This is a genomic window from Devosia sp. (genome assembly GCF_039927955.1).
Classification (GTDB): domain Bacteria; phylum Pseudomonadota; class Alphaproteobacteria; order Rhizobiales; family Devosiaceae; genus Devosia.
In genome coordinates this window covers 36713-62722 of the sequence record NZ_JBDSUA010000068.1, presented here as the reverse complement: position 1 = coordinate 62722, position 26010 = coordinate 36713, and the positions used below count along the sequence as shown (strand labels likewise).

Below are 26010 nucleotides of genomic sequence, written 5' to 3'. Positions count from 1 at the left end.
TCGCGGCGCGCGTGCTGCAGGGGCTTGGCGGTGGCGGCCTGATGACCTCGGCATTCGGCATCATGGCCGACCTGTTCGAGCCCCGCGAACGCGCTCGGTACCAGGGGTACAGCTCGGCGGTGTTCACGCTTTCGAGCATCATCGGACCGGTCGCCGGCGGGATCATCGCCCAGTCGCTAGGCTGGGAATATATCTTCCTGATCAACCTGCCGATCGGGGTGGCCGCTATCGCCGTGCTGCTCTGGCAGATGCCGCATACCGAAACCGGTCGCCAACCGCGCATCGATGTGGCGGGCGGAGTGCTGCTTGCCGCGTGCGTTACGGGCACCGTGTACTGGGCAGAAAACGTGCTCAATGGCGGCTTCGGGCCGGCGATGGTCTATGGCATGCCGCTGGTCATCGTTGCGGCGCTGATCGCCTTCATCGTGGTGGAACGGCGAGCGCCGGAGCCGGTGGTGCCGTTGCACCTGTTCGCCGACCGGACGGTGGCGCTGTCGCTGCTGATCTCGGTGGTGGGCGGGATTTCGACGCTGGGGATGCTCAACTACTTTGCGCTGTTCCTGCAGACCATCACCAGCCTGCCGCCTGCCCTGGCCGGTCTGTTGTTCTTGCCATCGGCAGTTGGCGCGCTGGTTGGCTCGATCGGTTCGGGGAACCTCGTCTCGCGCACCGGGCGATACAAGCTCTATCCCATCCTGTCGATGGTGGTGGGCGTCGCCACCATGCTGGGATTTGCCATGGTCGGCTCGGCGACGCCGCTGTGGTGGATCTGCGTGCTGATGTTCTTCTTCTCGCTGTCTATCGGCCTGCAAACGCAGACGATCATGGTTGCGGTGCAGAACGCAGCGCCGCGACAGGATGTTGGCGCTGCAACCGGCACCGTCACGCTGTCCCGCATGGTCGGCGCGTCGCTAGGGCTTGCCATCAACGGCGGACTGCTCACCGCGGCATTGGTCCGGGGCCAGGCGGGGATGCCGGCGGAACAATCGGCGCAACTGCCTCAGGCGATCAGCTCGATGACGCCAGATGTCATGTCCGCGCTGCCGGTCGAGTTGCATGCGGCGGTGGTCAACGTGTTCTCGAGCGCCTTCGCGTCGATCTACTATTTCGGCGCGGCGATGTTCCTCGTGGGGCTCGTGTGTGCGGCGCTGATGCCTGACGTCAAGCTGGCCGGGCGCGATGCGCCCAAGCTGGCAGGCGAACCGGATGCCATGCCGGCAACTGCCGCCGAATAGCTAGGAGCCGAGGACGAACAGCCAGAACGACACCGTCAGCGCCGAGGCCACCGTTGCAATCAGCACGGTATTGGCCGCGACGCTGACACCGCGATTATAATAGGTCGCGAATACATATGAATTGATGCCGCTGGGCATAGCGCTGAGCAAAATTCCGTAGCGGGCGATGCTGAGGTCAACGTGGAACACCATGACCATCAGCACATAGGCGATGGCGGGATGCACCATCAGCTTGAGCGTCGCCACCACCAGCGATTGCAACCAGCTCTCCGACAGGCGGTATTCATTCAGCGCCCCGCCAATGCCGAACAGCGCGGCCGGCACCACGGCCTGCGACATCATCGTCAAAAACGCGTCCACTGGTTCATTGAAGCTGATGCCCAGAAACACGCAGATCATGCCGGCGGAAATGCCCCAGATCAACGGGTTGGAGGCGATGCGCCGCAACGCTCCCAGCACTGCTGGGCCCAGCGGTTTGCCGTCCCGGCGCACCATTTCCATGGTCATCATGCCGGTCGTCATCAACACGGCACCATGAATGCCAATAATCGACAACACGACCGGCATGGACTCGACGCCGTAGGCGCGCTGGATGATGGGGATGCCAACCAGCACGGTATTGGTAAAAGTCGCCGAAAACCCTGCTGAAACGGCGTCTGCCGCGGCGTTGCGGAAGAGTTTGAGGCCCAGAACTATCCCGATAATGAAACAGCACAAGGCGCCGATGTAATATGAGCCAACGATTGCCGGGTTGAACGCCGAGCGGAAATCGCCGGTGACGATGGAATGGAACAGCAGGCAAGGCGTAGCGAAATTATTGACGAAGGCGATGAGCGCCTTCACCCCCTCCTGCGGGTACAATTTGTAGCGCACTGCGGCATAGCCAAGCGCCATCAGCGCAAAGATCGGCGCAATGACATTGATGATGGCGAACATGGCCGAGTATCCGGGCCTGGAGGGGTTATCTCGACTAAACCGCGCGGGGCATGCCCGTCAATGCCGAATGGTTTGGGAAAGGTTTGGAGTGCCAGTTTTCAAGCCAAAACGAAAGATATTTATTTCATAACGAAACTTATTCGCATATAAACGAAACATAGCGAGGGAGATACGAAGGCCATGGCCGAAACCGAACTGTTCGACATTTTCGTTATCGGTGGCGGCATCAATGGAGTCAGCGTGGCCCGGGACGCGGTGGGCCGGGGCTTTTCGGTGATGCTCGCGGAAATGAACGACCTGGCCTCGGGCACTTCGTCGGCGGCGACCAAGCTGATCCATGGCGGCCTGCGTTATCTGGAACATTATGAATTTCGGCTGGTGCGCGAAGCGCTGTCGGAACGTGAGGTGCTGTGGGCCAATGCGCCGCACATTATCTCGCCGCGCCGCTTCATCCTGCCCTATGAAAAAGGCATGCGCCCTGCCGTGGTGTTGCGGGCCGGACTGGCGCTTTACGACTACATCGGCACCCGCAAGCTGCTGCCGCCGACCAAGACGCTGGATCTGCGCAAGGATGAGGCGGGGCGGCCGCTCAAGGATGGCTATGGGCTGGCGTTTGAATATTCCGACTGCTGGGTGGATGACGCACGGTTTGTGGTGCTCAACGCACAAGATGCCCAGGCCAAGGGTGCAAGGATCGCCACCCGCACCAAGGTCATTTCGGCCAAGCGCGATAACGGCGTCTGGGTGCTGGACCTATTGAGCAAGGATGGCACGGTGCAGACCGTGTGCGCCAAGCTGGTCGTCAACGCCGCGGGCCCCTGGGTCGATGAAGTGCTCGGCGCCACGATGGGCAGCAACAATGCCCATAATGTGCGCATGGTCAAAGGCAGCCACATCGTGGTCAAGAAGCTCTATGACCATGATCGCTGCTATTTCTTCCAGAACGCCGATGGCCGCATCTTCTTTGCCATCCCCTATGAGGGCGAGTTCACCCTGATCGGCACTACCGACCAAGACTATCACGGCGACATTTCCAAGGTGCATATATCGGACGAAGAGACCGACTATCTCTGCGCTGCCGCCAGTGAGTATTTCAAGAATCCGATCACGCGCGATCAGATCGTCTGGACCTATTCTGGCGTGCGCCCGCTGTTCGATGACGGTGCCTCGGCAGCGCAGGAGGCGACCCGAGACTACGTCTTGCGCGTCGATGGCGATGCTGCAACGGGCGCGGCAGTTAACGTATTTGGCGGCAAGCTCACCACATCGCGACGCCTCGCCGAGTCGGTGCTGGAAAAGATCGAGCATGTGCTGGGCAAGAAAGGCGCGCCATGGACGCGCGTCGCCAAGCTGCCAGGCGGCGAGTTCGAGCCATTGGCGTTCGACGCCGAGGTTCGCCGGCTGCACAAAGACTATCCCGACCTGCCCCAAACGCTGATCAAGCGGCTGATGCGCCTCTATGGCACGAAGTCGCGCGCGCTGCTCGGCGACGCACAGAGCCTTGATGATCTCGGCCAGCACTTTGGCGCCGATCTGTATCAGCGTGAGGTAGACTATCTGATCGCCAATGAATGGGCGCGTGCGGCGCAGGATGTGCTGTGGCGCCGGACCAAGCTCGGACTGCATTTGAGTAAGGCTGAGGCCGAAGCGGTTGAAACCTATGTGACGTCAAAAGCGGCCTGAGACCGCGCGCGAGGGAAGCAGATGAGCGGACATGTTCTGGCGATCGACCAGGGAACCACCTCCAGCCGAGCCATTGTGTTCGACGCTGACCAGAAAATCGTCGGCTCTGGCCAAAAGGAATTCAAGCAGCATTTCCCGCAGGATGGCTGGGTCGAGCATGATCCCGAAGAAATCTGGGAAAGTGTGCTCTGGGCTGTTCGCGCCGCGCTGAAGAAAGCCAAGATCGAGGCCAGGGATATCGCCGCCATCGGCATCACCAATCAGCGCGAAACCACGCTGATCTGGGATCGCAAGACTGGCGAGCCGATCCACAACGCTATCGTCTGGCAGGACCGCCGTACCGCACCGCTCTGCGCCAAGCTGCGCAAGGCGGGCAAGGAAAAGCTGTTCACCAAAAAGACCGGCCTGCTGCTCGATCCGTATTTTTCCGGCACCAAGATCAAGTGGCTGCTCGACAATGTCGAAGGCGCGCGGCGACGGGCTTCAGCCGGCGAACTGGCGTTTGGCACGGTCGACAGCTTCCTGATCTGGCGGCTGACCGGCGGCAAGGTACACGCCACCGACGCCACCAATGCCAGCCGCACGCTGCTCTACAATATCGAAGGTAATCACTGGGACAACCAGTTGCTCGGACTGCTGGATATACCGGCTAGCGTGTTGCCGGTGGTCAAGGATTGCGCCGATGACTTCGGCACGACGGACACGTCGCTATTCGGCGCTGCCATTCCCATTCGCGGCGTTGCCGGCGACCAGCACGCGGCCACGATCGGTCAGGCCTGCTTTGAACCCGGCATGCTCAAGTCCACCTATGGCACTGGCTGCTTTGCGCTGCTCAATACCGGCGCCGATCTGGTGCGCTCGAAGAACCGCCTGCTGACCACCATCGCCTACAGGCTGGACGGCAAAACTACCTATGCCCTGGAAGGCTCGATCTTTATTGCCGGCGCCGCCGTGCAATGGCTGCGCGATGGCTTGAAACTGGTCCAGCACGCCAGCGAAACCGGGCCACTGGCGCTGACCGCAGACCCAAGCCAGCATGTCTACATGGTCCCGGCCTTTGTGGGTCTTGGCGCACCTTGGTGGGATGCGGAAGCGCGAGGAGCCATTTATGGCCTCACCCGCAATTCCGGCCCGGCCGAGATTGCCAAGGCGGCGCTGGAAGCTGTCTGCTATCAGACCCGCGACCTGCTCAATGCGATGCGCAAGGACTGGAAAGGCGGCGGCGAAACCGTGCTGCGCGTCGATGGCGGTATGGTTGCGTCCGACTGGACCATGCAGTTCCTCGCCGATATCCTCAACGCGCCGGTCGATCGGCCGACGATTCTGGAAACCACTGCGCTTGGCGCAGCCTGGCTGGCCGGATCAAAAATGGGCGTCTGGCCCGATGCCGAGGCCTTCGCCAAGAGTTGGGCGAGGGACACGCAGTTCGCACCGGCGATGGCAGCAGGCGAGCGGAAGGCCAAGCTCAAAGGTTGGGACCTGGCTGTACGGCGGACGCTGCTGGACTAACTGCCTTGCCACGACCGCCCTGGGACCACGTCTGCGGTAGCCTCAGGCCTCGCGGGCCCGCTCCAGAATGCGTTTGCAATCCAGCAGTTCGCGCAACACATCCGAAAGTTTTTCGCGATCGCTTTGATCGAGCGTACGGACCCCGGGAACCTCAGCCGGCGCCTCGAGCAGCATCTCTGCCTCGGCGTCCTCGGCGGCTTCCAGCATCGGAAGGATTTCGTCGATCGGTTTGCCTTCGCCGACGGCAATGACGTAGCGGCTACCCTGATCCTTCAGGATGCGCTGCACGCCCTTGATGGTGAAACCCTGATCATAGAGCAGATGCCGAATGCCCTTGAGCAGCAGCACGTCCTCGGGGCGGTAATAGCGCCGCCCCCCGCCGCGCTTCAGCGGTTTGATCGTGGCAAATCGGGTTTCCCAAAAGCGCAGCACATGCTGGGGAAGGTCCAGCTCTTCAGCGGCTTCAGAGATCGTGCGAAACGCGTCTGGTGATTTATCCACCAAGCTCCCCATGGGAGAAAGTGTTATTTTCCAGCACGAACCATAGATTTGTTGATCTTGGATTTCAACACGTTGCTGGGTTTGAACACAAGAACCTGCCGCGGCAGGATCGGAACTTCCTCCCCAGTCTTCGGATTTCGGCCAATTCGCTCATTTTTTGAGCGAACCTGGAATGATCCGAAGGAGGAGAGCTTCACATTGCTGCCGCCGATCAGCGCGTCGCCGATCATTTCCAGCACACGTTCGACCAGTTCAGCCGATTCGGTTCGCGACAGACCGACAGTGCCGTAGACAGCCTCTGCCAGATCGGCTCGCGTCACAGTTTTCTGCGTCATTCACACCTCCGCTATTGCCTAAAGGGTCAAATCCCCACCGACGGCGCTTTGGTCAGGCGCCGAGATACCTGCATTCCGATCAGCCGCATCTGCGCTACCTGGTTTGCCGGGATGTTTCCCTGGCCCGCGGCGGCTGGCAAAGCCGCCCGCATCAACCGGATCTGCACTCGGGTTCCTCCACCCAAAGAGAGACTAACGCCTTGAAACACCACAGGTCAATGCGCGCCGTATACCCTACCACCGAATGAGCGAAGCACCCCAGGTAAAGCCGCCGCCCATCGCTTCGAGCATCACCAGGTCGCCCTGCTTGATGCGCCCATCGGCCACCGCGACACTGAGCGCCAGCGGAACCGAGGCGGCCGAGGTATTGGCGTGAAGATCAACCGTGACGACAACTTTTTCAGGCGGCAGACCGAGTTTGTTCCCCGCCCCGTCGATAATGCGGCGGTTGGCCTGGTGGGGCACGAACCAATCCAAGTCGTCCACGGTGGCACCGCCCTTTTCGAGCGCGGAATAGACCACATCGGTAATCTTGCCGACGGCGTGGCGGAACACTTCGGGCCCCTGCATATGAACATGGCCAGTGGTGCCAGTCGACGACGGTCCGCCATCGACGTAGAGCTTATCCCAGTGGTGGCCATCGGACCGCAGCGCTGAGGCCAGCAGGCCGCGCCCCGCGGCGATTTCGGCATCAGTGGCCAAATCCATCACCACAGCGCCAGCGCCATCACCGAACAGCACGCAGGTGGTGCGATCAGTCCAGTCCAGCAAGCGCGAAAAGGTTTCGGCGCCGATGACGAGCGCGCGGGTACCGAGGCCGTTCTTGAGGTAGCTGTCGGCGGTGGCCACCGCATAGACGAAGCCAGAGCAGACCGCCTGGATGTCGAGCGCCATGCCGTGATGCATGCCCAGCTTCATCTGGACCAGTGTTGCTGCTGCCGGGAACGTGTAATCGGGCGTAGTTGTCGCCACGATGATGATGTCGATGTCGGCTGGCGTCACATTGGCCGCCCCCATCGCCTTGCGCGCCGCTTCCACGGCAAGATCAGAGGTGAACTGCCCCTCGGCCGCAATGTGCCGTTCCTTGATGCCAACGCGCTGCTGAATCCATTCGTCCGACGTGTCCACCGTCAGGGCGAGCTCGGCGTTGGTCAGGATTCTTTCTGGAAGGTAACCGCCGACACCGCGGATAATACTACGCTGGGTCACGCCGGTTTTGCCTCAGGTTCGGGAGTGGGAATGCTGGGCACGGCACTAATGGGAAACTGTTTCATGCCTTCACCAATCTTGTCGATCAGGCGGCTACGGGCCATCTCATAGGCGAGACCCAGAGCGCTCTTGTAGCCAATCTCGTCGGTGCCGCCATGGGATTTGATGACGATGCCATTAAGGCCGAGAAACACCCCGCCATTGACGGTGCGCGGGTCCATTTTGCGGCGCAGTGCCCTGAGGGCAGAGGTGGCAAACAGCGCGCCGAGCTTGCTCATCCAGTTGGCGCTGAGCGCCTGACGGAGATACCAGCCAACCTGCCGGGCCGTGCCTTCGGCGGTCTTGAGCGCGATATTGCCGGTGAAGCCTTCAGTGACGATGACGTCAACTGTGCCCTTGCCCAGATCATCGCCTTCGACAAAGCCATGGTAGGTGAAGCCTGACCCGGACGCGGCAGCGAGAATCTTGCCGGCTTCCTTGATTGAATCGAGGCCCTTGACCTCCTCGGTGCCAATATTGAGCAGGCCGATAGTTGGCTTGTCCTGATCGAACAAGGCGCGGGCGAGGGCCGCGCCGAGAATGGAGAAGTCCACCAGTTGCCGTGCATCGCCGCCAATGGTGGCGCCGACGTCGAGCACCACGATATCGGAGCGCATCGTTGGCCAGATCGCGGCGATAGCGGGGCGCGAAATGCCTTCGATCGGGCGCAGGCAAAAGGTTGCCATGGCCATCAAGGCGCCGGTATTGCCGCCCGAGACGGCCACGTCAGCCTCGCCGTCCTTGACCGATTGCAGGGCATTCCACATCGAAGACGTATTCTTGCCCTTGCGCAAAGCCTGGCTGGGCTTTTCGTCCATGGCGATGACAACTTCACAGTGTTTGATCGTGGAAACTGGCTTTAGCTCGGCAAATTCCTCCAGCAGCGGCGCCAGAATCGGTTGCGGGCCGTGGAAAATGAAACTGGTATTCTTGCGTTCGCGCAGAGCTAGCCGGGCGCCGTGGATCGCAATACGGGGACCGTTATCGCCCCCCATGGCGTCCACAGAAATTCTAATCGTATCGGTCATTTCCGCCCGCATTCCAGCCCGGTGTGCGGGCATTGGCCAACATATCCCATCACCATTGAGGCGCAAGCCCTGCAGGGTGGTCCGTCAACCGATGATCGGTTTTCGATCATGGCTTGTCGGACGGATTCTTGAGCGATTTAAGGCCAGCAAAGGGCGAAGTTTCCTCGTCGCTGATCTTGAGGCCCAGAGTATCAAGGCTTTCGCCGGGTGCGCGGGGATAGGGATTAATTGCCAGAGCAACGGTTTCGATCAGCAGATCAGTCAGATCGAGTTCGGGTCCATCAAGCTCATCGGGGACATCGTCTTCGAGATCGACAAAAATCTCGGCGCCAGGTGCGGAATTCCGGGGCTTGCCGCTGTTGGGCATGAAGATGCGGTCGATTGGCTCGTCGATATCCTGGGTGACCGGCTCGAACGACACCACCGAGGGCTGAACGATCCGCGCCTTGAGTTGGCCGAGGACCCGGACACCGCCGCGAAACGGCGCCACAGTCGCCGTAGCACCAAGGCGTTCAACGGCGGTGATCTTGAGAATTTCCGCTAATTGCGCCAGCCCGGTCGCATCCGTGGTCACCACGAGATCACGGCCTGGCGGATGAAGTTTGTCGATGCGGATAACTGCATCGAGAAAAATCGGTTCGGGCTTGGGACTCATGCTGCCGCCTCGAATGCAAGAGCGCCGCCCAGGATGGATGTCGTGGACTGGACCGCGAGGGCCGCATCTTCGGCAAACACATATTCGGCAAAGGCGCGGATAGTCGGCGTCGTTACTCCATCGAACACATTGCGTGTCAGCACGGCTTCGAGCCCGGCCAAGTCCTTGCCATCCATTGCGGCGTTGAGCGATGCCAACAGGCCGAAAAAGATGTTGCCCATCTTCTGAATTTTCTTGGGCACGGCCAGATCCCCGGCCCCCATTTCACGCAGCGAACGGTCCATGTCCTTGAAGAACAGGTCAAACACCGCCTGGCTGAAATCCTTGTCGGCCGCACGATCCGAGCGCAGGCGACGGAACAACAGGGCCATGTGCAACGAGATCATGTCAAAGCGCCCGGTCACCGTGTCGGGCACTGACCAGTCGGCGTAAAATCTGGGCTGCCGGGATTGCGCCACAATGGCGTTATACACGCCAAAAACCGGGACGCTCGGAGCGCGCTTGCGAAACAGCGATAGGATCATGGATTGCTTTTAGCCTCTTGATCAGTCACCGCAAAGCGCTGCGTAGCGCGGTCTTAAACCTTGCCAGACCGATGCGATGGCAGCTAAACATTGCGCGCGTACCGCGCCTCGTGCCCACAGCCTTCTTGCGTGCCTATAGTCGAGAGCCATCGGGAAAGTCAAATTCATGCCTTTGAGTATCGTGACTGGGCGAATTGCGCCGTTTGCAGCTGCTGCAGCCCTTGCGCTGGTCCTGGCTGGATGTACCAGCGGCGGCGCCCTCATCACCAAGCACACGCAGGGTTATGAAATTTCGGACTCCGCCCTCAAGCAGATTCGCGTGGGCCAAAGCCAGGATCTGGTGACGCTGGTCCTTGGCTCGCCGCAGACTACCAATACGTTCGGCGACCAGAGCGCATATTATTACATCCAGACCAAGGTCGAAGAGACCGCGTTCGGGATGACGATGATCAAGTCGCGCACGGTGCTGGCGGTTTATTTCGACAAGAACAAGAAGGTTGTCGACAAGGCGGTCTATTCGCTGGCGGACGGCAAGGTGGTCGCCATGGAGACCCGCCGCACCAGTTCTTTCGGCGAAGATCGCACCTTTATCGATCAGATTTTGCAGTCGTTCTAAGACATCGCAGCGGTTCAAGGCCCCGGGGAACTGGGGCTTTTTGTTGGTGCTAAGCCGTTGCCGCGGTGCTGCGACGGCGCAGGTCGGCCCAGCCGAGCAACAGGATTGCGGCGGCGGCGATTGGAATGGCAAGCGTGTTGATGGCTTGCCAGCCGATAAGCTGGAGCAGCAGGCCGGAACCGATCGAGGCGAGCGCCATGGTGCCGAACACCAATTGCTCGTTGATCGCCTGAACCTTGGATGCTTCCGCCGGGCGGTAGCTTTGCGTCAGCAGAGTGGTCGAGCCGATGAAGCCAAAGTTCCAACCCAGGCCAAGCAGGATCAGCGCAATATCGAAGTGCGCGACCGACGTTCCGTTCAACGCGGTGACGGCGCAAACGATGATCAGCAACAGGCCAATGGCCGCCGTCAGGTGGGCGCCGATCCGCTTGATGATCGAGCCTGTGACGAAGCTGGGCGCGAACATGGCGACGATATGCCACTGAATGGCGCCGCTGGCCTCGCTCGGCGTGTGGCCACAGGCATAGACCATTGCCAGGGGAGCTGCGACCATCACCAGCGTCATCAAAGCGTAGGTCACCGTGGCGCCCATGATGGGCACAAAGACCTCTGGGGTGCGCAGCAGCTCGCCGAGTGGCCGGCCGTACGCGTCGAGACCTTTGGCGGGCGGCGGCGCCAGCCGGGTTTGCGACAGCACGCCAATGGACGCCAAAGCCAGCGCGGCCATGACGATGTAGCCCGCAGCAAACGGGGCCCCGGCGATCCAATCGCGCGAAATCGAGCTGAGTTGCGGGCCGAAAAAGCCAGCCAGCACGCCGCCGAACATCACCCACGAAATAGCGCGGCCCTTGAATTCGGAAGCAACGCTGTCCGCGGCAGCGAAGCGTATTTGCTGGAAGAACGAGGCCGAGACGCCAACAAAGGTGAGGGCCGCAGTGAACAGATAGAAATTGGCAATATAGACCGAGAATGACGCCAGCAGAGCGGCCGGAATCGCCAGCGCGCCGCCGAACATGAAGCCTCGGGTGCGGCCAAAGCGGTGGATGAGCAATGCTGCCGGGGAGGTGCCGAGCGCCAGCCCGATAATCATGGCGGTGACCGGCAGGGTTGCCAGCGCCTGACTTGGTGCCATGCTGGCGGCGGTCAGTGCGCCGATGGCCATGACGATGGCCTGATTGGAGCCGCCGATCGCCTGGGCGATGGAGAGCAGCACGATATTACGAACAGATTCAAACTGGGAAGGCGATTCCGTCATGGCTCATTGTCTCACGGCGACATGTCAGTGCCATGCACCAAAGGCCCCTGCCCCTACTTGGTTTCTTCCATATCGCTGCCGGCGGCGCGTGCGACGTTGTCGAGCACACCATTGACCATGCCGGTTGCGTCGTCCTCGTAGAAGGCCTTGGCGATATCGACATATTCAGTGATTACCACGCGCGGCGGAATGTCCTGGCGGCGGAGCAGTTCGAACGTGGCGGCACGCAGAATCGCCCGCAGTGTGGCGTCGACCCGTTCCACCGGCCAGCTATCGGTCAATGCCTTGTCGATCGCCGGATCGATGGTCAACTGGTGCTTGGCTACGCCAGCCAGAATCTGACGGAAAAAATCGGCATCGGCAGGAAGGTATTGTTCGCCTTCGATTTCACGACCGAGATGAAAAGCGCTGAACTGGGCCAGCGTATCCTCGAGCGTCGCCCGACCGATATCCATCTGGTACAGCGCCTGTACCGCCGCGAGGCGTGCTGCGCCACGCTGGTTGGCGGGGCGGTCGGCGTCTGCGTCGCGTTTTGGTGCCTGAGCCATGAGCAGTCCTTACGTGCGGCAGTCGCCGATAAATTCAAACAACCGTGCCGCATCGTGCGCCATCGGATCGTGCCAGTATTGCATGGTCGCCAACCCCATAGTCGTCTGGCGCCGTTCCTGCAACCATCTTGGGATGGAATAGCTGCCATTGCCCTTCAGCGGCATGGCAATACGGGGTTTCTTCAGGCATCGGCAGGCTTTTCGAAGGTGCGCAATACGTCGTTGCCGATCTCGCGCAGGTCAACCGCCACAAGTTGTGCGGCGGCAAGGCGCTGTTCGATACTGCCCCGCACCGACGCGGCAATGCCCTTGTTGCCGACGACCACATCGCTCGACAACAGTTGAAATCGATCGACGAGACCGGAAGCCAGAAACGCTTCGGTCAGTTGAGCGCCGCCTTCGACCAGCAAGTGCGCAATGCCTTTGCGACTCAGCGCGCCAAGCGCCTCCACCAGATCGGGGCGGCCACCTTTGCCGAAGACCCGGATGATTTCTATGGAGGCCGGCGCGCTCAGTGTCGCGTCGGATGTCGTAATGATTGCAACGCGATGACCGGTGATTCCGGCAATCAGATTCAACTTGGTGTCGACGCCACGGGCGCCCGACAGGATTACCCGAAGCGGCGTACGCCGTTCCAAACCCTGCAATCGCACAGTCAGTTGAGGCTCGTCCGCCTCCGCGGTCGCGGCGCCGATCAGAACGGCGTCCGACTGGCTGCGAAGCATATCGTTCCAATTGCCGGCCTCGTCACCGACTATGGCAAAACCGCCCTGCACGGCCTCGCCAATCATGCCATCGGCAGAAACGGCCAATTTCAGGGTGACGAAGGGACGGCCCTGCCTGTGGCGCAGCGTGTGGCCTTCGTGCAGCCGGCCGGATGGCAGGTGGCCGGCGAGCACGACCTCAATGCCGGCGGCGATCAGCCGTTTGATCGTTTTGCCATCGGTGCGGGGATCGGGATCGGCCATGCCGATGACGACGCGGGCGATACCGGCGCGGATAACAGTATCAACGGAAGGCGGCGTGCGACCCCAGTGGCTGCTGGGCTCAAGCGTGACATAAAGAGTTTTGCCACGCGCCGCTTCGCCGGCTTCGTCCAGAGCCTGGGGCGCTGCGTGGGGCCGCCCGCCTGGGGCGGTTACAGCGCGGGCGATCAGCACACCTGTCATCGGATCGACAATCAGCGCGCCAACGGCCGGATTTTCGCCAGTGGTGCCACGATACGGCTGCGCATAGCGGACCACCGCATCAAGCCAGCGCAGATCGTCGGCGGTAGCGGGGTTCAATCGTCTTCGTCTCGAATGGAAGTGTCGCTATTGGCCAGTTCGGACAGGAACGAGCGGAAGTCATCGGCCGCCGAGAAGTTTTTGTAGACCGAGGCGAACCGAACGAAGGCCACGTCATCAAGGCTCTTGAGCCCCTCCATGACGTATTCGCCGATCTGGTCGGAGGTCACTTCGACGTCACCCAGGCTTTCGAGCTGCCGGACAATGCCCGACAGCATGCGCTCGACCCGCTCGGGATCGACCGAGCGTTTGCGCAGCGCGGTAAAAACCGAGCGGGACAATTTTTCCCGATCGAACGGCACCTTGCGGCCAGACTTCTTGACCACGGTCAGATCACGAAGCTGGACACGCTCAAAGGTGGTGAAGCGGCCGCCGCAGGCATTACAAATGCGGCGGCGGCGAATGGCCCCCGAATCTTCGGTGGGCCGGCTGTCCTTGACCTGCGTGTCGTCGTTGCCGCAATAGGGACAGCGCATAAGTGCCTCTTAGGATTGGCCGTAGATCGGGAAGCGGCTGGTCAGTCCTTTGACCTTCTCGCGCACCTGAGCTTCGACAGCACCGTTATTGTCTTCGCCATTGGTGGCGAGCCCATCGAGCACTTCGATGATCAACTCCCCAATCAGCTTGAACTCGGCCTCACCGAAGCCGCGCGAGGTGCCAGCCGGGGTGCCAAGGCGCACGCCGGAGGTGATGGCCGGCTTTTCCGGATCGAACGGCACGGCGTTCTTGTTGCAGGTGATGTGGGCCCGCTCCAGTGCCTTTTCGGTGGCCTTGCCGGTCAGGCCCTTGGGGCGCAGATCGACCAGCATCAGGTGATTATCGGTGCCGCCGCTGACGATATCGACGCCACCCTTGACCAGGGTTTCCGCCAGAACATTGGCATTGGCGACGACGCGCCTAGCATATTCCTTGAACTCGGGCTGCAGCGCTTCCTTGAAGGCCACGGCCTTGCCGGCGATGACGTGCATCAGCGGGCCACCCTGAATGCCGGGGAAGATGGCCGAATTGATCTTCTTGGCAATATCCTCGTCATTCGTGAGGATCAGGCCACCGCGCGGACCACGCAAAGTCTTGTGCGTTGTGGTGCTGGCCACGTGAGCATGCGGGAACGGGCTGGGATAGACGCCACCGGCCACCAGACCCGCGACATGGGCCATGTCGACGAACAGGATTGCACCCACTTCATCGGCAATGGCGCGGAATTCGGACCAGTCCATAATGCGCGAATAGGCCGAGAAACCGGCGACGATCATCTTGGGTTTGTGTTCGCGAGCGAGCTGGCGGACCTGGTCCATGTCAACACGGCCGTCCTGCTTGCGCAGGCCATATTGAATGGCATTGAACCACTTGCCGGACTGGTTGGGCTTGGCGCCGTGGGTCAGGTGACCGCCGGCGTCGAGCGACATCCCCAGGATGGTATCGCCGGGCTGGATCAGCGCCTGATAGACGCCCTGATTGGCCTGCGATCCGGAATTGGGCTGCACGTTGGCAAAGGCGACGCCAAACAGTTGCTTGGCGCGTTCGATGGCCAGCGTTTCAGCGACGTCCACATATTGGCAACCGCCATAGTAGCGGCGGCCCGGATAGCCTTCGGCGTACTTGTTGGTCAGCACCGAACCCTGCGCTTCAAGCACCGCCTGCGAGACGATGTTTTCGGAAGCGATGAGTTCGATCTCGTCCTGCTGGCGACCCAGTTCCTGGCGCATTGCGGCGGCGAGTTCGGGGTCGGTGTCATTGACCGAATTGGTGAAGAAATTCTTGAAAAGCGGCTGTGACGCGGCGGCGCTCATGGGCATTCTCCTGGGCGTTCCCCGAGATGTGGTGCTGGGTGGGTGGTTCAACGCAGCCTGTAGCATATCGCCGGACCATTATCCAAGCACGCAGATGCTGCGCGATGCGATGTCCTGCACTAAAACAGGCGGCGTTCAGGAGGCGTTGGCCGTTCGGCAAGTTTGCGTTTGAGCTTGGCCAGCGCAAACTGCTGCATCTGTGATTGAGTAGCCGAAGATGGCACCACAACGACCACTTCAATCCCCGTGCCGCTGTGGATGGCGGCGACCCGCATCTGCACCCCGATGCGGACAAATTCGAACAGGACGTCGCCGTCGTTCACCCCGTCCTCCCGCTGTTCAAATCCTGAATCAGAATCGCCTTGTTACGCCAAGACGTTGTATTTGTTCATAAAGACTCAAACCTACCCTGCAAATCATAGCGCATTTTCATAGATGTCGGTTCTAAAGCTCGGCAAACAAAAAACGCCCTCCACAAGCGGAGGGCGTTGAATGACAATGCCTTGAACATCAGACGTCTTCGAAGACCACTTTGCCTTCGGCATCAAAATTATAAACGTCGTCGCGGAATGACACCGTGCCCTGGCGATTGGCCCAGGCGGTGATGTAGGTGGTGTGGATCGGCACCTGATTCTTGATTTCGACATCGAGACGTTCGTTGGAATCAAACGCCTGATTGACGGTGTCGAGGTTCCAACCCTCCGGATTGTCGCGCAGCAGCCAGGCGACCAGCTCGTTGACGGTGCCAACGCGAACGCAGCCAGACGAATGGAAACGGGCGTTTTCGCCAAACAGCGCCTTGGCCGGGGTGTCGTGCAGGTAAACGTCGTGCTTGCTGTAGAAGTTGATCTTGACGTGACCCATGGAGTTTTCGGCACCGGGTTCCTGACGGAACATGTACTGCACCGCTTCGTCGGTGGTCCAATCGATCTGGGTGGGCTGAATTTCGTTGCCCTTGCCGTCATAGATATGGATGCGGAACTTGGTCAGATATTCGGGATCTTCCTGCATGTACTTGGTCAGATCGGCCTTGATGATCGACTTAGGCACGTGCCAGTAGGGATTGAAGTTGATCTGGTGGATTTTGCTATCAACGATCGGGGTGGCGCGCTCGACGCGACCAACCACGGCCACGTGACGCTGGGCCACTGTGCCCATTTCGACGGCCTCGATCGACGCGGCGGGAATATTAACGACCACGTAGCGATCGCTGAGGTTGCCGGCCAGGTTCTGCACACGCTGGAAATTGAGGTAGAGCTGGTTCAGGCGGGTCTGCGCTGGCACCGACAATGCGTAGAAAGTGGGTTCATCGACCTGGCCGTTGACCAGCAGGCCATGGCGGGCCTGGAAAGCACGGATGCCACGATCGGTTGCCTCATCGACACTATCGCTGGCGTGTTCATCAAGCGGCATATCGCCCGACGACATCAGGCGGCGCTTGAGCTTGATCGCAGCGCCCCGGCTTTCGCCCAGCTTGAGGCGATAGGCGTCGCGCGGAATTTCTTCCCAGCCACCGGCAGCAACGAAAGGTTCATACTGCGAAATGGCCAGCTGCAAATTGTTTGCGGTATCGAACGACAGAATCGGTTCGGGCGTTTCGATCGCGGCCTCGGCCGCTGCGGTCGCGCCGCCAGTGTCGGCATTGCGCAGCACCTGATCGCGCGAGAAGATGTCCCAAAGAGAATCCTCCGCGCGAAGCGTGGAGGTTAGCGCCGCAGAGGCTCCAGCCACCGCCATGGTCCGGAGAAGGTTACGTCGATTGAGCCGCATTCAGTCACCCGAGTTGTCGCCGGCACAGGCCGAGGCGTCAAAATTACCATTCGATTCCGCTGTCCACAACGCCGGTCAACCAGCCGTGAACCATAACTCTTTGACAAAAAGTACGCGGGATATGGTTTCAAACCACATAATGGCCAATGAATAGCGGAGTTTGCGGCGCAAATAAGAAACGCCGGCACAGAGCCGGCGTTTGCTTTTCCCGTGTGGCGCGAACGCCACACTGCATGGGTTTGGAGGCTCTCTGACTAGAGCTTGTAGAGGATCTGATCGACCCAGAAGCGTTCCAGACGGGCCAGTGCCTTGTTGAGGCCGTCAAAGGCGTCGTCGCCGAGGCCGCCGACCTTGTCGATGGACTTGAGGTGACGATCGTACAGCTCATCGATCACTTCAGCGACTTCTTCGCCCTTCGGGGTCAGCTTGATGCGGACCGAGCGGCGGTCGGAGCGCGAACGCTCCTGGAAGATGTAGCCGGTTTCGACCAGCTTCTTGAGATTGTAAGAGACGTTCGAACCAAGATAGTAGCCCCGCGAACGCAGTTCGCCGGCGGTCAGTTCGGCATCGCCGATGTTGAACATCAGCAAGGCCTGAACCGGGTTGATGTCATCCCAGCCCATGCGGTCAAACTCATCCTTGATGAGATCGAGCAGGCGGCGATGCAGGCGCTCAACACGTGATACTGCTTCCAGATAGAGCGGCTTCAGGCTCTGGGTAGCGCCTGGAACCATTGCCTCTGCGGCGTTTGATTTGACTGCCATTCTAGCCTCACTGTTTTCATTCTGTGCGATTGTTCGCATCTCGTAACCCCAAACTACGGGAGCCCACCTAAGATCGCCCTAAGCCGCACACTTAAAACTATCTTACTGAAAAAGTTCGGAAATTTGGCTTTATGAATGGTTACAGCAGGTCAGAAAATTGTAACCTAAACGCGGAGTGAACGCGTTCAATCGTGGGCGTGGGCGCGGTGATGGCGAATGCCCAGCACGAAAATAGCCACGACGCTGGCCAGCAAAACCAGACGCAAGGCAAAGCCGAACGCCGACATCCGCACATCGCCATTGCCCATCAGATAGAGCGCCAGCTCAACGCCGGTCGCACCGACCAGCAGCACGGCGCCCCAACTCGCTTTCATCCACAAACCGACCGCGGCGAACAGGCGCGACAGTGCAAAGATCGCCAGAAACGCAAAGCCGTTGATGCCCAGATCGGCGATCGGGCTGGTGGCGCCAAGCTGGACGCCGAGGAGCCGGGCCGCATCGTTTAACCCCAGCAGCAGGCTGGCGATGGCGACAATACGGATATAGTAGCCGAGATAGGGAGCGTTGAAATCCATGCCGCGTTTCTAGCGGGCTGCGGACGCCGCGACAAGCGCGGCTCTTTGCGCGATTGCGCGCCGCTGATAAACAGGCCGCACGTTTTGGGAGACTGGCATGGCCGAGCAATGGGCAAAGCACGATTTGGAGTTTCTGGCGGGCCGCCGGCTGCGGCGGAGTCGGGCGACGGGCTGGAGCCGAGCGATGGTCCGCGAAACCGTGTTGACCCCCGCCGACCTGATCTGGCCGCTGTTTATTATTGAAGGACACAACGAGCGGACGGCGATCAAGACCATGCCCGGCGTCGAGCGGCTGAGCATCGATCTGGCGGTGGCTGCAGCAAAGGCGGCGCGCGATGCCGGTATTCCGGCGCTGGCGCTGTTTCCCAATACGCCGGACCATCTGCGCAGCGAGGGTGCCGAAGAGGCATTCAACCCGGACAATCTGATGTGCCGGGTGCTGAGCGCCATCAAGAGCGCAGTCCCCGACATCGGGCTGATCGCAGATGTGGCGCTGGATGAATATTCCAGCGACGGCCAGGATGGGCTGGTTCGTGACGGCAAAATCCTCAACGACGAGACCGTAGCGGTGATGATCAAATCGGCTTTGGCGCAGTCCAGGGCCGGGGCCGACATCATTGCGCCGTCCGACATGATGGACGGACGGGTCGGTGCGATCCGGGGGGCGCTGGACGCTGGTGGCTATGAGGACCGGCAGATCATGTCCTATGCGGCCAAATATGCGTCGTGTTTTTATGGGCCGTTCCGTGAGGCGGTGGGCACCGGGGCGCGGCTGAAGGGCGACAAACGCACCTATCAAATGGACTATGCCAATTCGGACGAGGCACTGCGCGAAATTGCCCAGGACATCGACGAGGGTGCCGATAGCGTGATGGTCAAACCGGGCATGCCGTACCTGGACATTGTGCGGCGCGCCAAGGATGCGTTCGACGTGCCGATCTACGCCTATCAGGTGAGTGGCGAGTACGCGATGATCGAGTTTGCCAGTGCCGCAGGCGGGTTCAACCGCGAGGCGGCAATGCTGGAAAGCTTGTTTGCGTTCAAACGCGCCGGCTGCAGCGGCGTGCTGACCTATTATGCGCTGGAAGCGGCGCGAGTGCTGGGGCGGTGATGGGACCAGCTTAGGCACATTATTGTGCCCTGCCCTCTTGCATGACGGCCCGTTCGTGCAAATCTAGCAGGCATGAGCACAACCGATACCTCCGCCCTTCGCCCCGAACTGCCCGACCCGTCGACAGCACCCGAGCTGTTTGAGGGGCTGCTGGTACGCAGGTCGATGGCCTATCTCCTCGATATGGTGATCATCGGTATGGTTGCCGCCATCGTGAGCGTTGTTTGCGCTATCGCTGGGCTGTTGACATTCGGAGTGGCCTGGCTGGCATTGCCGGTGCTGGTGCCGTTGGCCGTGGTGTTTTATTACGGCGCCACGCTTGGTTCGGCCAAGCGGGCCACCATTGGCATGCAGATGATGGACATCGTGCTGACGCCGGCGCGCGGCCAGCCACTGGATGGCTGGCTCGCGGTGGTTCACGCGCTGGTATTCTGGGTGACGATCTGGATATCGTGGCCGATTTCGTTGCTGTTTGCGCTGTTCACGCCACGCCGGCAGATGATCCACGACCTGATTGTGGGCACCCTGATGCTGCGCCGCTCGCCGATGGCGCGCCATTGGGCCAGCCAGAGCAAAGCGGCTTACTAAGACCACGGAAACGTTGCAGTTTGGGTGATGCCGGCGTAGAGTCCAAAGACGGGCATTACAGGGCTCTTCATGACGGACCAGACTCCGGAAAATACGCAGTTGTTCCTGACGGCTTCGATGCCGTGCCCCTACCTGCCGGACCGGCAGGAGCGCAAGCTGTTCACCCATTTGACTGGGCGCCGGGCATCGGCGCTGCACCATGTTTTGAGCGAGAACGGCTTTCGCCGCAGCCAGAACCTGATTTATCGCCCGGCCTGCGAAAGCTGTAACGAGTGCAAGTCGGTGCGCATTGTCGCCGGGCAATTCGAGACCACGGCGCGTTACCGCCGGGTGCTCAAGACCAATAGCGATATCAGTATCGAAGTGCGCGCGCCGGTGGCGACCAGTGAGCAGTTCGACCTGTTCAAACGCTATCTCGATGCTCGCCATGTCGGCGGCGGCATGACGCAGATGTCTTATGCCGACTATGAATACATGGTCGAAGATACGCCGGTGCAATCGGTGCTGGTGGAATACCGGTTGCGGGACGATCCAAACCAGCGACTGGTGGCGGTGGCGTTGACCGATGTGATGCCCGACGGGTTGTCGATGGTCTACAGCTTCTACGATCCCGAACTTGGCCATCGCGGGTTGGGCAATTTCCTCATTCTCGATCACATCGCGCAGGTCCGCTCGGCGGGGCTGGACTATGTTTATCTTGGCTACTGGGTCAAAGAATCGCCCAAAATGGCCTACAAGGCTCAGTATCGCCCGCTCGAGGTGCAGACCGGGCCAACCGGCTGGCGGCCCTTGTTCTGATTCTGCCTGCTGGATTTTCATGTCGCTTATCCTGAGACTGCTCCATTTCGGCCTGGTGCTGGGCGCGCTTGGTGCCGGACTGATCGCCGTTCTGGCGTTTTTCGGCTTCGTGGTGCCGTTCTTCGACCTGTTCAATCACCTGCAGATTTTCCTTTTTCCCGGTACGCTGATCGGGCTGCTGATCGTGGCGGTGTTGCTGCGCGGCAGATGGCGCGGACTTGCAGTATTGCTCGTTGGCGCCGGATTTCTGGCATCGGCCAGTGTGATGGTGCCGGAATTGGTTGGCGCGTCGCAGCCGCGCCCTCCGGTGCCGACCGATCGGCCGGTGCTGACGATGATGACGCACAATCTGTTCGGCATGAACTACGAGATGGAAATGGTGCTCGATGCGATCTTGTCCGACAGCCCGGACATCATCGTGCTTCAGGAGTATTTCGGCGAGCAATCCACCGAACTCGACCCGCTGCTGGGGCCGCTTTATCCCTATTCGGCCCAATGCAGGGGCGGCAAGCGCGCCAATATCGCGATCTATTCCAAGCTCAAGTTTACTCAGGTCCTGGATGGCGAATGCCCGTCCAATGCCTATGGCACGCAGCGAACGGCACACATTATCGCCAAGTTTGCGCCAGAGGGCATGAAGCCGTTCACGGTGATGACCACCCACATGGACTGGCCCTTCCCGATCGCGCGCCAGCACGATGAGTTGGATATGCTGAGCACGGCGTTGAAGAGCATCGATGGCCCGGTGATCCTTGCCGGCGATTTCAACTCGACGCCGTTCGCCTATGCGCTGCGCAATTTTATCAACGCCAATGGCCTGGCCCGGCAGACCTTCAACCTCGTGACCTATCCGCTCAGCTGGTATTATTTCGGCGCCTGGCGGGACACCCTGCCGTTTCTGGGGCTCGACCATGTGTTTACGCGCGACGGCATCGTGATCCATGAGCTGAAGGCCGGAAAGCCAACAGCAAGCGATCACCTGCCGGTGGTGTTCAAGTTTTCGGTTCAGTAAAGCACGGCCGGGACCGGCGGGGATAAGTTCTAGGCGACGGCCAGATCGAACACGATCAGGCCGTCGATACCGCCCTCAAGCGCGGCGACGAGCCGAGCGCCGGCGGCCTGATGCGCCGGGGCGACCAGATAGGCATCGCGGGCAGCGGCATCAAGGAAGTCCATGACGAAGCCATGGGTAAGGCCTTTGCCGAGGCCTTCGGGGCTGATATTGGGACCGAAATCGGCGGCGAGCACGCCGCTCAGCGTGTGCTTGAGATCGGCCAGCTGGGCGAAAATGGCGCTGCGTTCGGCGTCATCGACGCTGGCTTTGAAGTTTACGAAGACGCAGTGGCGGATCATTTTATCTCCTTTGCGGTGGGGACCCCCTCACCCGTCTCGGCTGCGCCGATCCACCCTCTCCCGCAAGGGGCGGGGGAAGATCGGAGTTTACCCAACGAACCTGTTGTTCTTGGGGAAGCCATTGGGCGGCTGGCGGCCGGCGGTGGCGCGATCGCCGGCCCATTCGGTGAGCTCTTCCATGGGCTTGGTATAGGTGCGGCCGGAACTGTCGGTCCAGGTCAGGCCATCGGCGGCGTAGAAGGTCTTGATGTCGGAGACATCGCCGTCCTTGTATTTCTGCAGGCGAACGCCCTTGCCGCGGGCCATTTCGGCGAGCTGGGCCAGGGGGAACACCAGCAGCTTGCGATTCTGGCCGATGATGGCGACGCGATCGCCAGCGAGCGGCACCAGCAGGCGCGCTTCATCGGGCGTGGTGACGTTGAGGATCTGCTTGCCCTTGCGGGTATTGGCGATCATTTCGTCTTCGGCAACGATGAAGCCATAGCCGGAGGCCGAGGCAATGATGCGCTTGCTGCCCGGGCGATAGACGAAGATATCGACGATATCCTGGCCTTCCTCGATATCGACGATGATGCGGACCGGTTCACCCTGCCCGCGCCCGCCCGGCAGCTTGTCGCCGCCCATGGTATAGACCTTGCCGCCGGTGGTCAGCATCAGCAGCTTGTCGGTGGTTTCGGCCTTGAGCGCCAGTTTGAGGCGATCCCCGGCCTTGAAGCCCTTTTCATCAAAATCGCTGGTGTGACCCTTGAGGGCACGAATCCAGCCTTTTTCCGAGAGCACGACGGTGATCGGCTCGCGCTCGATGAAGGCCTCGGTGACTTCGGCATGGCTGGCGTCGGACATCGAACCGAACAGCGAGCGCCGAGCGCCGAGCGGATGCAGCACACCTTCGGCGGTGAACACCGGATAGGCCTTCTTGAGCGCTTCGACCTGCTTGGCGATTTCGCCCCATTGGCGCTTGTCGGAGGCGAGCAGCGCTTCCAGACGCCCCTTTTCCTCGGTGAGGCTTTTGTGTTCCTCGCGGAGTTCGATTTCCTCGAGCTTGCGCAAGGAGCGCAGGCGCATATTGAGGATGGCTTCGGCCTGATTGTCGGTGAGATTGAAGGTGCTCATCAACATCGGCTTGACCTCATCTTCCTCGCGGATGATGCGGATCACCTCATCGAGGTTGAGATAGGCGATGATGTAGCCTTCGAGCACTTCGAGGCGGGCGGCGATCTGCTCCAGTCGATGCTGGGTGCGGCGCTGCAGTACGATCTTGCGATGATCAAGCCAGGCCTTGAGCGCGTCGGCCAGACCCATGACGCGCGGCAGCTTGCCCTTGTCGAGCACATTGAGATTAAGCGGGAACTTGATCTCCAGATCGGTGGTGCGGAACAACTGCTCCATCAGGATATTGGCATCGACGGTGCCGGCGCGCGGTTCGAGCACCAGGCGGATATCATCGGAGCTTTCGTCGCGCACATCCTTGAGCAGCGGCAGCTTCTTGGCCAGCAGCAATTCGGCGATCTTTTCGACCAGCTTGGATTTCTGCACGCCATAGGGGATCTGGGTGACAACGATCAAATAGACGCCGCGGCCCTTGTCCTCCTTGGACCAGATGGCGCGCAGGCGGAACGAGCCGCGCCCGGTTTCATAGGCGTTGACGATGGCCGAGCGGGTTTCGACCAATTGCCCGCCGGTGGGGAAATCGGGACCGCGCACCAGATCGTCCTGGCTGAGCGGGGAGGCCAGGTCCTGGTGGACCAGTTCTTCGGTCGTCGCGGAGGGATTGTAGATCAGCTTGAGGGCGGCATTGCACAGCTCGACCAGATTGTGCGGCGGGATCGAGGTGGCCATGCCAACGGCGATGCCGGTGGAGCCATTGGCCAGCAGATTGGGGAAGTTGGACGGCAGGACAACGGGTTCTTCGTCTTCGCCATCGTATGTGGGTTTGAAGTCGATGGCATTTTCGGTGATGCCTTCGAGCAGGCGCGTGGCCACGTCGGTCATGCGCGATTCGGTGTAGCGCATGGCGGCGGCATTATCGCCATCGATATTGCCGAAATTGCCCTGGCCATCGACGAGCGGATACCGCAGCGCAAAATCCTGCGCGAGACGGACCAGCGCATCGTAGATCGACTGGTCGCCATGCGGGTGGAACTTGCCGATGACGTCGCCGACGATGCGAGCGGATTTCTTGTAGCCCTGATTGGGGTCGAGCTTGAGCAGGCGCATCGCATGAATAATGCGGCGATGCACCGGCTTGAGGCCATCGCGCGCGTCGGGCAAGGCGCGCTGGGTGATGGTAGAGAGCGCATAGCTCAGATAGCGCTCTTCCAGCGCCCGGCGCAGGTCGACGACGCGCTGGTCATCGGCGGGAGGAAGAGCGGTGTCGTCGGCCATGCAGCAGGGTTCCGGGAGAACGAATCAGGATTGCAATATAGCGGGTGAGGACGAAAAGTGCAGGTTTTGCGGCGGTTTTGGAGCTAGTTCCAACAGGTTTTGCCGCGCGGATCGCTCCGGCGGTTAGAGCAGACTGTGGCATGCGGCGAGATCTGCCTCATGGTAATGTAAAAAACGAGAACAGGTCTCGCCGCATGCGATGGGTTTTCCGGAACTCGGAACAGTGCCGACCTTTTGAGCGAGGCTGGTTCCGTCCAAGACTCCCAGGGCCGACGCGACCGCCACCCCTCCCACCTGCTCCCCACGGACCGTTCGTCGCGTTCCCACAGCTATCGTGGAGATGTGGGGTGGAGTGTACGCTTGATTTTGAGGGCGGGGATAACTTTGATAGTTTCGGGTACTCGCGATGTCATTCCGGCGGAGGCCGGAATTCAAGGATAGTCGGGCGGGTTGCGGTTTTGCGGATACACCGCACCGTCTGGATTCCGGCCGCTGCCGGAATGACACGGTGGGTGGGGGAGCCACTTACACGCTCAAATCCTGGACGACCATTCTTCCTTCTCCCCTTGAGGGAGAAGGTGCCCGAAGGGCGGATGAGGGGTCCTTCCTGGCTCGGAATATGCGGGGGCAACCCCTCACCCTGCAATTCTGCTGAACGCAGAACTGCTGTCCCTCTCCCTCAAGGGGCGAGGGTTGACGACTGAGCGCCATGTTCGTTCGTCAAAATCTCGATCAGCAGGTCCCGTATTGCTGGCGGATCGATGTTTCGCGCGCTCCAGACGTGCATGTCGAGGAAGTGGCCAGTGAGCTTGAAGGCGGCGGCTACGTCGTCGGGGCTGGCGTTGCCGCGGTCGGTGAGGCAGTGCGGCAGCAGCAGCAGGCGATCGAGATAGGGCTGGGCGGCCGAGCGAGAGACGGCGCGGCCGGTTTTGGGGGAGACGTGGGTGAGATCGGTGGTGCTGCCAGTGGCGGCGCAGGAGGTGAGGTCGAGGCCGAAGCCGAGTTCGTCGAGGATGCTCATTTCGAAGCGGGCGATGGCGGCGGGATTGACGGGGTTATCGAGCAGGGTCAGCGCCAGCATCAGCAGCCGGTCATGGGCATCGCGTTCGGGCAGCAGGCGCAGCAGTTCGCAGATCAACTGGCTGGCATAGAGGCGGGTGCGGTCGGCGATCAATTCGGCGGCGCGGGCCTGCAGCAGTTCGACGGTGAAGGTGCCGAGGTGTTCCTCGATGCGGGCGCGCCAGACCAGTTGCACGGTATTGCCGGGCTGCAGGGTTGCGGCGAGGCGATGGGAGCGGCCGCCGCGGACCAGGCCGAGATAGCGGCCACGGCCGAGCACCATGGCTTCGGCAATGACGCTGGATTCGCCATGGCGGCGGACGCCGATCAGCAGGCCTTCGCCGGTCCATTCCATGTCAGTTGAACCGGCTCCCCTTCTCCCCTTGCGGGAGAAGGTGCCCGAAGGGCGGATGAGGGGTCAGCGATGACTCAAAAAACTGCGAGGGCGGAGAGAACCC

27 protein-coding genes are annotated in these 26010 nt (G+C 60.8%); 8 read left to right on the top strand and 19 right to left on the bottom strand.

The window, feature by feature from the left end:
* Nucleotides 1-1235: MFS transporter (locus tag ABIT12_RS16580; RefSeq protein WP_348043855.1), on the top strand; the 1235-nt coding region annotated here is incomplete at its 5' end.
* On the opposite strand, the gene ABIT12_RS16575 is transcribed toward ABIT12_RS16580, so the two are convergent.
* Entirely contained in the window at nt 1236-2171 is a 936-nt protein-coding gene (locus ABIT12_RS16575; protein WP_348043853.1) for an AEC family transporter, read from the bottom strand.
* Nucleotides 2172-2351: 180 nt separating this feature from the next.
* Between ABIT12_RS16575 and glpD the strand changes: the two genes are divergently transcribed.
* Nucleotides 2352-3854, top strand: coding sequence for a glycerol-3-phosphate dehydrogenase (gene glpD / locus ABIT12_RS16570; RefSeq protein WP_348043851.1), 1503 nt, complete (start codon nt 2352-2354; stop codon nt 3852-3854).
* A 21-nt stretch (nt 3855-3875) separates the two neighbouring features.
* Nucleotides 3876-5363: a glycerol kinase GlpK gene (glpK, locus tag ABIT12_RS16565; protein ID WP_348043849.1), complete on the top strand. Its 1488-nt coding sequence runs from the start codon at nt 3876-3878 to the stop codon at nt 5361-5363.
* A gap of 42 nt (nt 5364-5405) precedes the next feature.
* Here glpK and ABIT12_RS16560 read toward each other — a convergent pair whose 3' ends face one another.
* From ABIT12_RS16560 to ABIT12_RS16535, 6 genes are all read right to left on the bottom strand, one after another.
* Entirely contained in the window at nt 5406-5876 is a 471-nt protein-coding gene (locus ABIT12_RS16560) for a MerR family transcriptional regulator (RefSeq protein WP_407065638.1), read from the bottom strand.
* Between the two features lie 11 nt (nt 5877-5887).
* Complete coding sequence (locus ABIT12_RS16555) at nt 5888-6199, bottom strand: integration host factor subunit alpha (protein WP_348043845.1); 312 nt, start codon at nt 6197-6199, stop codon at nt 5888-5890.
* A 234-nt stretch (nt 6200-6433) separates the two neighbouring features.
* A complete protein-coding gene (locus tag ABIT12_RS16550) occupies nt 6434-7408 on the bottom strand; it encodes a beta-ketoacyl-ACP synthase III (protein WP_348043843.1) in 975 nt (324 codons plus the stop codon).
* Entirely contained in the window at nt 7405-8475 is a 1071-nt protein-coding gene (gene plsX / locus ABIT12_RS16545) for a phosphate acyltransferase PlsX (protein WP_348043841.1), read from the bottom strand. The genes ABIT12_RS16550 and plsX overlap by 4 nt, the downstream gene beginning before the upstream one ends.
* 106 nt (nt 8476-8581) lie before the next feature.
* The gene (locus ABIT12_RS16540; protein ID WP_348043839.1) at nt 8582-9130 is read right to left on the bottom strand and encodes a DUF177 domain-containing protein; all 549 of its coding nucleotides are present in this window, start codon (nt 9128-9130) and stop codon (nt 8582-8584) included.
* The gene (locus tag ABIT12_RS16535; protein WP_348043837.1) at nt 9127-9654 is read right to left on the bottom strand and encodes a ubiquinol-cytochrome C chaperone family protein; all 528 of its coding nucleotides are present in this window, start codon (nt 9652-9654) and stop codon (nt 9127-9129) included. Before ABIT12_RS16535 ends, ABIT12_RS16540 begins: the two co-directional genes overlap by 4 nt.
* 166 nt (nt 9655-9820) lie before the next feature.
* Here ABIT12_RS16535 and ABIT12_RS16530 point away from each other — a divergent pair, with 166 nt between their 5' ends.
* Complete coding sequence (locus ABIT12_RS16530) at nt 9821-10270, top strand: outer membrane protein assembly factor BamE (protein WP_348043835.1); 450 nt, start codon at nt 9821-9823, stop codon at nt 10268-10270.
* 49 nt (nt 10271-10319) lie between these two features.
* On the opposite strand, the gene ABIT12_RS16525 is transcribed toward ABIT12_RS16530, so the two are convergent.
* The 9 genes from ABIT12_RS16525 to ABIT12_RS16485 all read right to left on the bottom strand — a co-directional run bounded on the left by ABIT12_RS16525 (nt 10320) and on the right by ABIT12_RS16485 (nt 18258).
* Nucleotides 10320-11525 (bottom strand): MFS transporter, encoded by a 1206-nt coding sequence (locus tag ABIT12_RS16525; RefSeq protein ID WP_348043833.1) that lies wholly within the window; start codon nt 11523-11525, stop codon nt 10320-10322.
* Nucleotides 11526-11578: 53 nt separating this feature from the next.
* On the bottom strand, nt 11579-12073 hold the full coding sequence (nusB, locus tag ABIT12_RS16520) for a transcription antitermination factor NusB (protein ID WP_348043832.1): 495 nt from the start codon (nt 12071-12073) through the stop codon (nt 11579-11581).
* A gap of 182 nt (nt 12074-12255) precedes the next feature.
* Nucleotides 12256-13359 (bottom strand): bifunctional diaminohydroxyphosphoribosylaminopyrimidine deaminase/5-amino-6-(5-phosphoribosylamino)uracil reductase RibD, encoded by a 1104-nt coding sequence (gene ribD, locus ABIT12_RS16515; RefSeq protein ID WP_348043830.1) that lies wholly within the window; start codon nt 13357-13359, stop codon nt 12256-12258.
* Entirely contained in the window at nt 13356-13835 is a 480-nt protein-coding gene (nrdR, locus tag ABIT12_RS16510; protein WP_348043828.1) for a transcriptional regulator NrdR, read from the bottom strand. The genes ribD and nrdR overlap by 4 nt, the downstream gene beginning before the upstream one ends.
* A gap of 9 nt (nt 13836-13844) precedes the next feature.
* Nucleotides 13845-15149, bottom strand: coding sequence for a serine hydroxymethyltransferase (glyA, locus tag ABIT12_RS16505; protein ID WP_348043826.1), 1305 nt, complete (start codon nt 15147-15149; stop codon nt 13845-13847).
* A gap of 119 nt (nt 15150-15268) precedes the next feature.
* Nucleotides 15269-15472 carry a DUF6898 family protein gene (locus ABIT12_RS16500; RefSeq protein WP_348043824.1) on the bottom strand — a complete coding sequence of 68 codons (204 nt, stop codon included), beginning with the start codon at nt 15470-15472 and terminating at the stop codon, nt 15269-15271.
* Between the two features lie 187 nt (nt 15473-15659).
* On the bottom strand, nt 15660-16880 hold the full coding sequence (locus ABIT12_RS16495) for a L,D-transpeptidase family protein (protein WP_348043822.1): 1221 nt from the start codon (nt 16878-16880) through the stop codon (nt 15660-15662).
* 293 nt (nt 16881-17173) lie between these two features.
* A complete protein-coding gene (gene ldtR / locus ABIT12_RS16490) occupies nt 17174-17683 on the bottom strand; it encodes a transcriptional regulator LdtR (protein WP_348043820.1) in 510 nt (169 codons plus the stop codon).
* A gap of 185 nt (nt 17684-17868) precedes the next feature.
* Nucleotides 17869-18258: a hypothetical protein gene (locus ABIT12_RS16485; RefSeq protein ID WP_348043818.1), complete on the bottom strand. Its 390-nt coding sequence runs from the start codon at nt 18256-18258 to the stop codon at nt 17869-17871.
* Nucleotides 18259-18355: 97 nt separating this feature from the next.
* Between ABIT12_RS16485 and hemB the strand changes: the two genes are divergently transcribed.
* The 4 genes from hemB to ABIT12_RS16465 all read left to right on the top strand — a co-directional run bounded on the left by hemB (nt 18356) and on the right by ABIT12_RS16465 (nt 21767).
* On the top strand, nt 18356-19369 hold the full coding sequence (gene hemB, locus ABIT12_RS16480; RefSeq protein WP_348043816.1) for a porphobilinogen synthase: 1014 nt from the start codon (nt 18356-18358) through the stop codon (nt 19367-19369).
* A 72-nt stretch (nt 19370-19441) separates the two neighbouring features.
* Nucleotides 19442-19957, top strand: coding sequence for an RDD family protein (locus tag ABIT12_RS16475; protein WP_348043814.1), 516 nt, complete (start codon nt 19442-19444; stop codon nt 19955-19957).
* Between the two features lie 69 nt (nt 19958-20026).
* Nucleotides 20027-20755 (top strand): arginyltransferase, encoded by a 729-nt coding sequence (locus tag ABIT12_RS16470; RefSeq protein ID WP_348043812.1) that lies wholly within the window; start codon nt 20027-20029, stop codon nt 20753-20755.
* Between the two features lie 19 nt (nt 20756-20774).
* Entirely contained in the window at nt 20775-21767 is a 993-nt protein-coding gene (locus tag ABIT12_RS16465; protein WP_348043810.1) for an endonuclease/exonuclease/phosphatase family protein, read from the top strand.
* Nucleotides 21768-21796: 29 nt separating this feature from the next.
* Here the strand turns inward: ABIT12_RS16465 and ABIT12_RS16460 are convergent, their stop codons facing one another.
* The 3 genes from ABIT12_RS16460 to recO form a co-directional block, all read right to left on the bottom strand.
* A complete protein-coding gene (locus ABIT12_RS16460) occupies nt 21797-22108 on the bottom strand; it encodes a Dabb family protein (protein ID WP_348043808.1) in 312 nt (103 codons plus the stop codon).
* Between the two features lie 87 nt (nt 22109-22195).
* The gene (gene parC / locus ABIT12_RS16455; RefSeq protein WP_348043806.1) at nt 22196-24493 is read right to left on the bottom strand and encodes a DNA topoisomerase IV subunit A; all 2298 of its coding nucleotides are present in this window, start codon (nt 24491-24493) and stop codon (nt 22196-22198) included.
* 679 nt (nt 24494-25172) lie between these two features.
* Complete coding sequence (gene recO / locus ABIT12_RS16450; protein ID WP_348043804.1) at nt 25173-25907, bottom strand: DNA repair protein RecO; 735 nt, start codon at nt 25905-25907, stop codon at nt 25173-25175.
* Nucleotides 25908-26010: the final 103 nt, after the last annotated feature.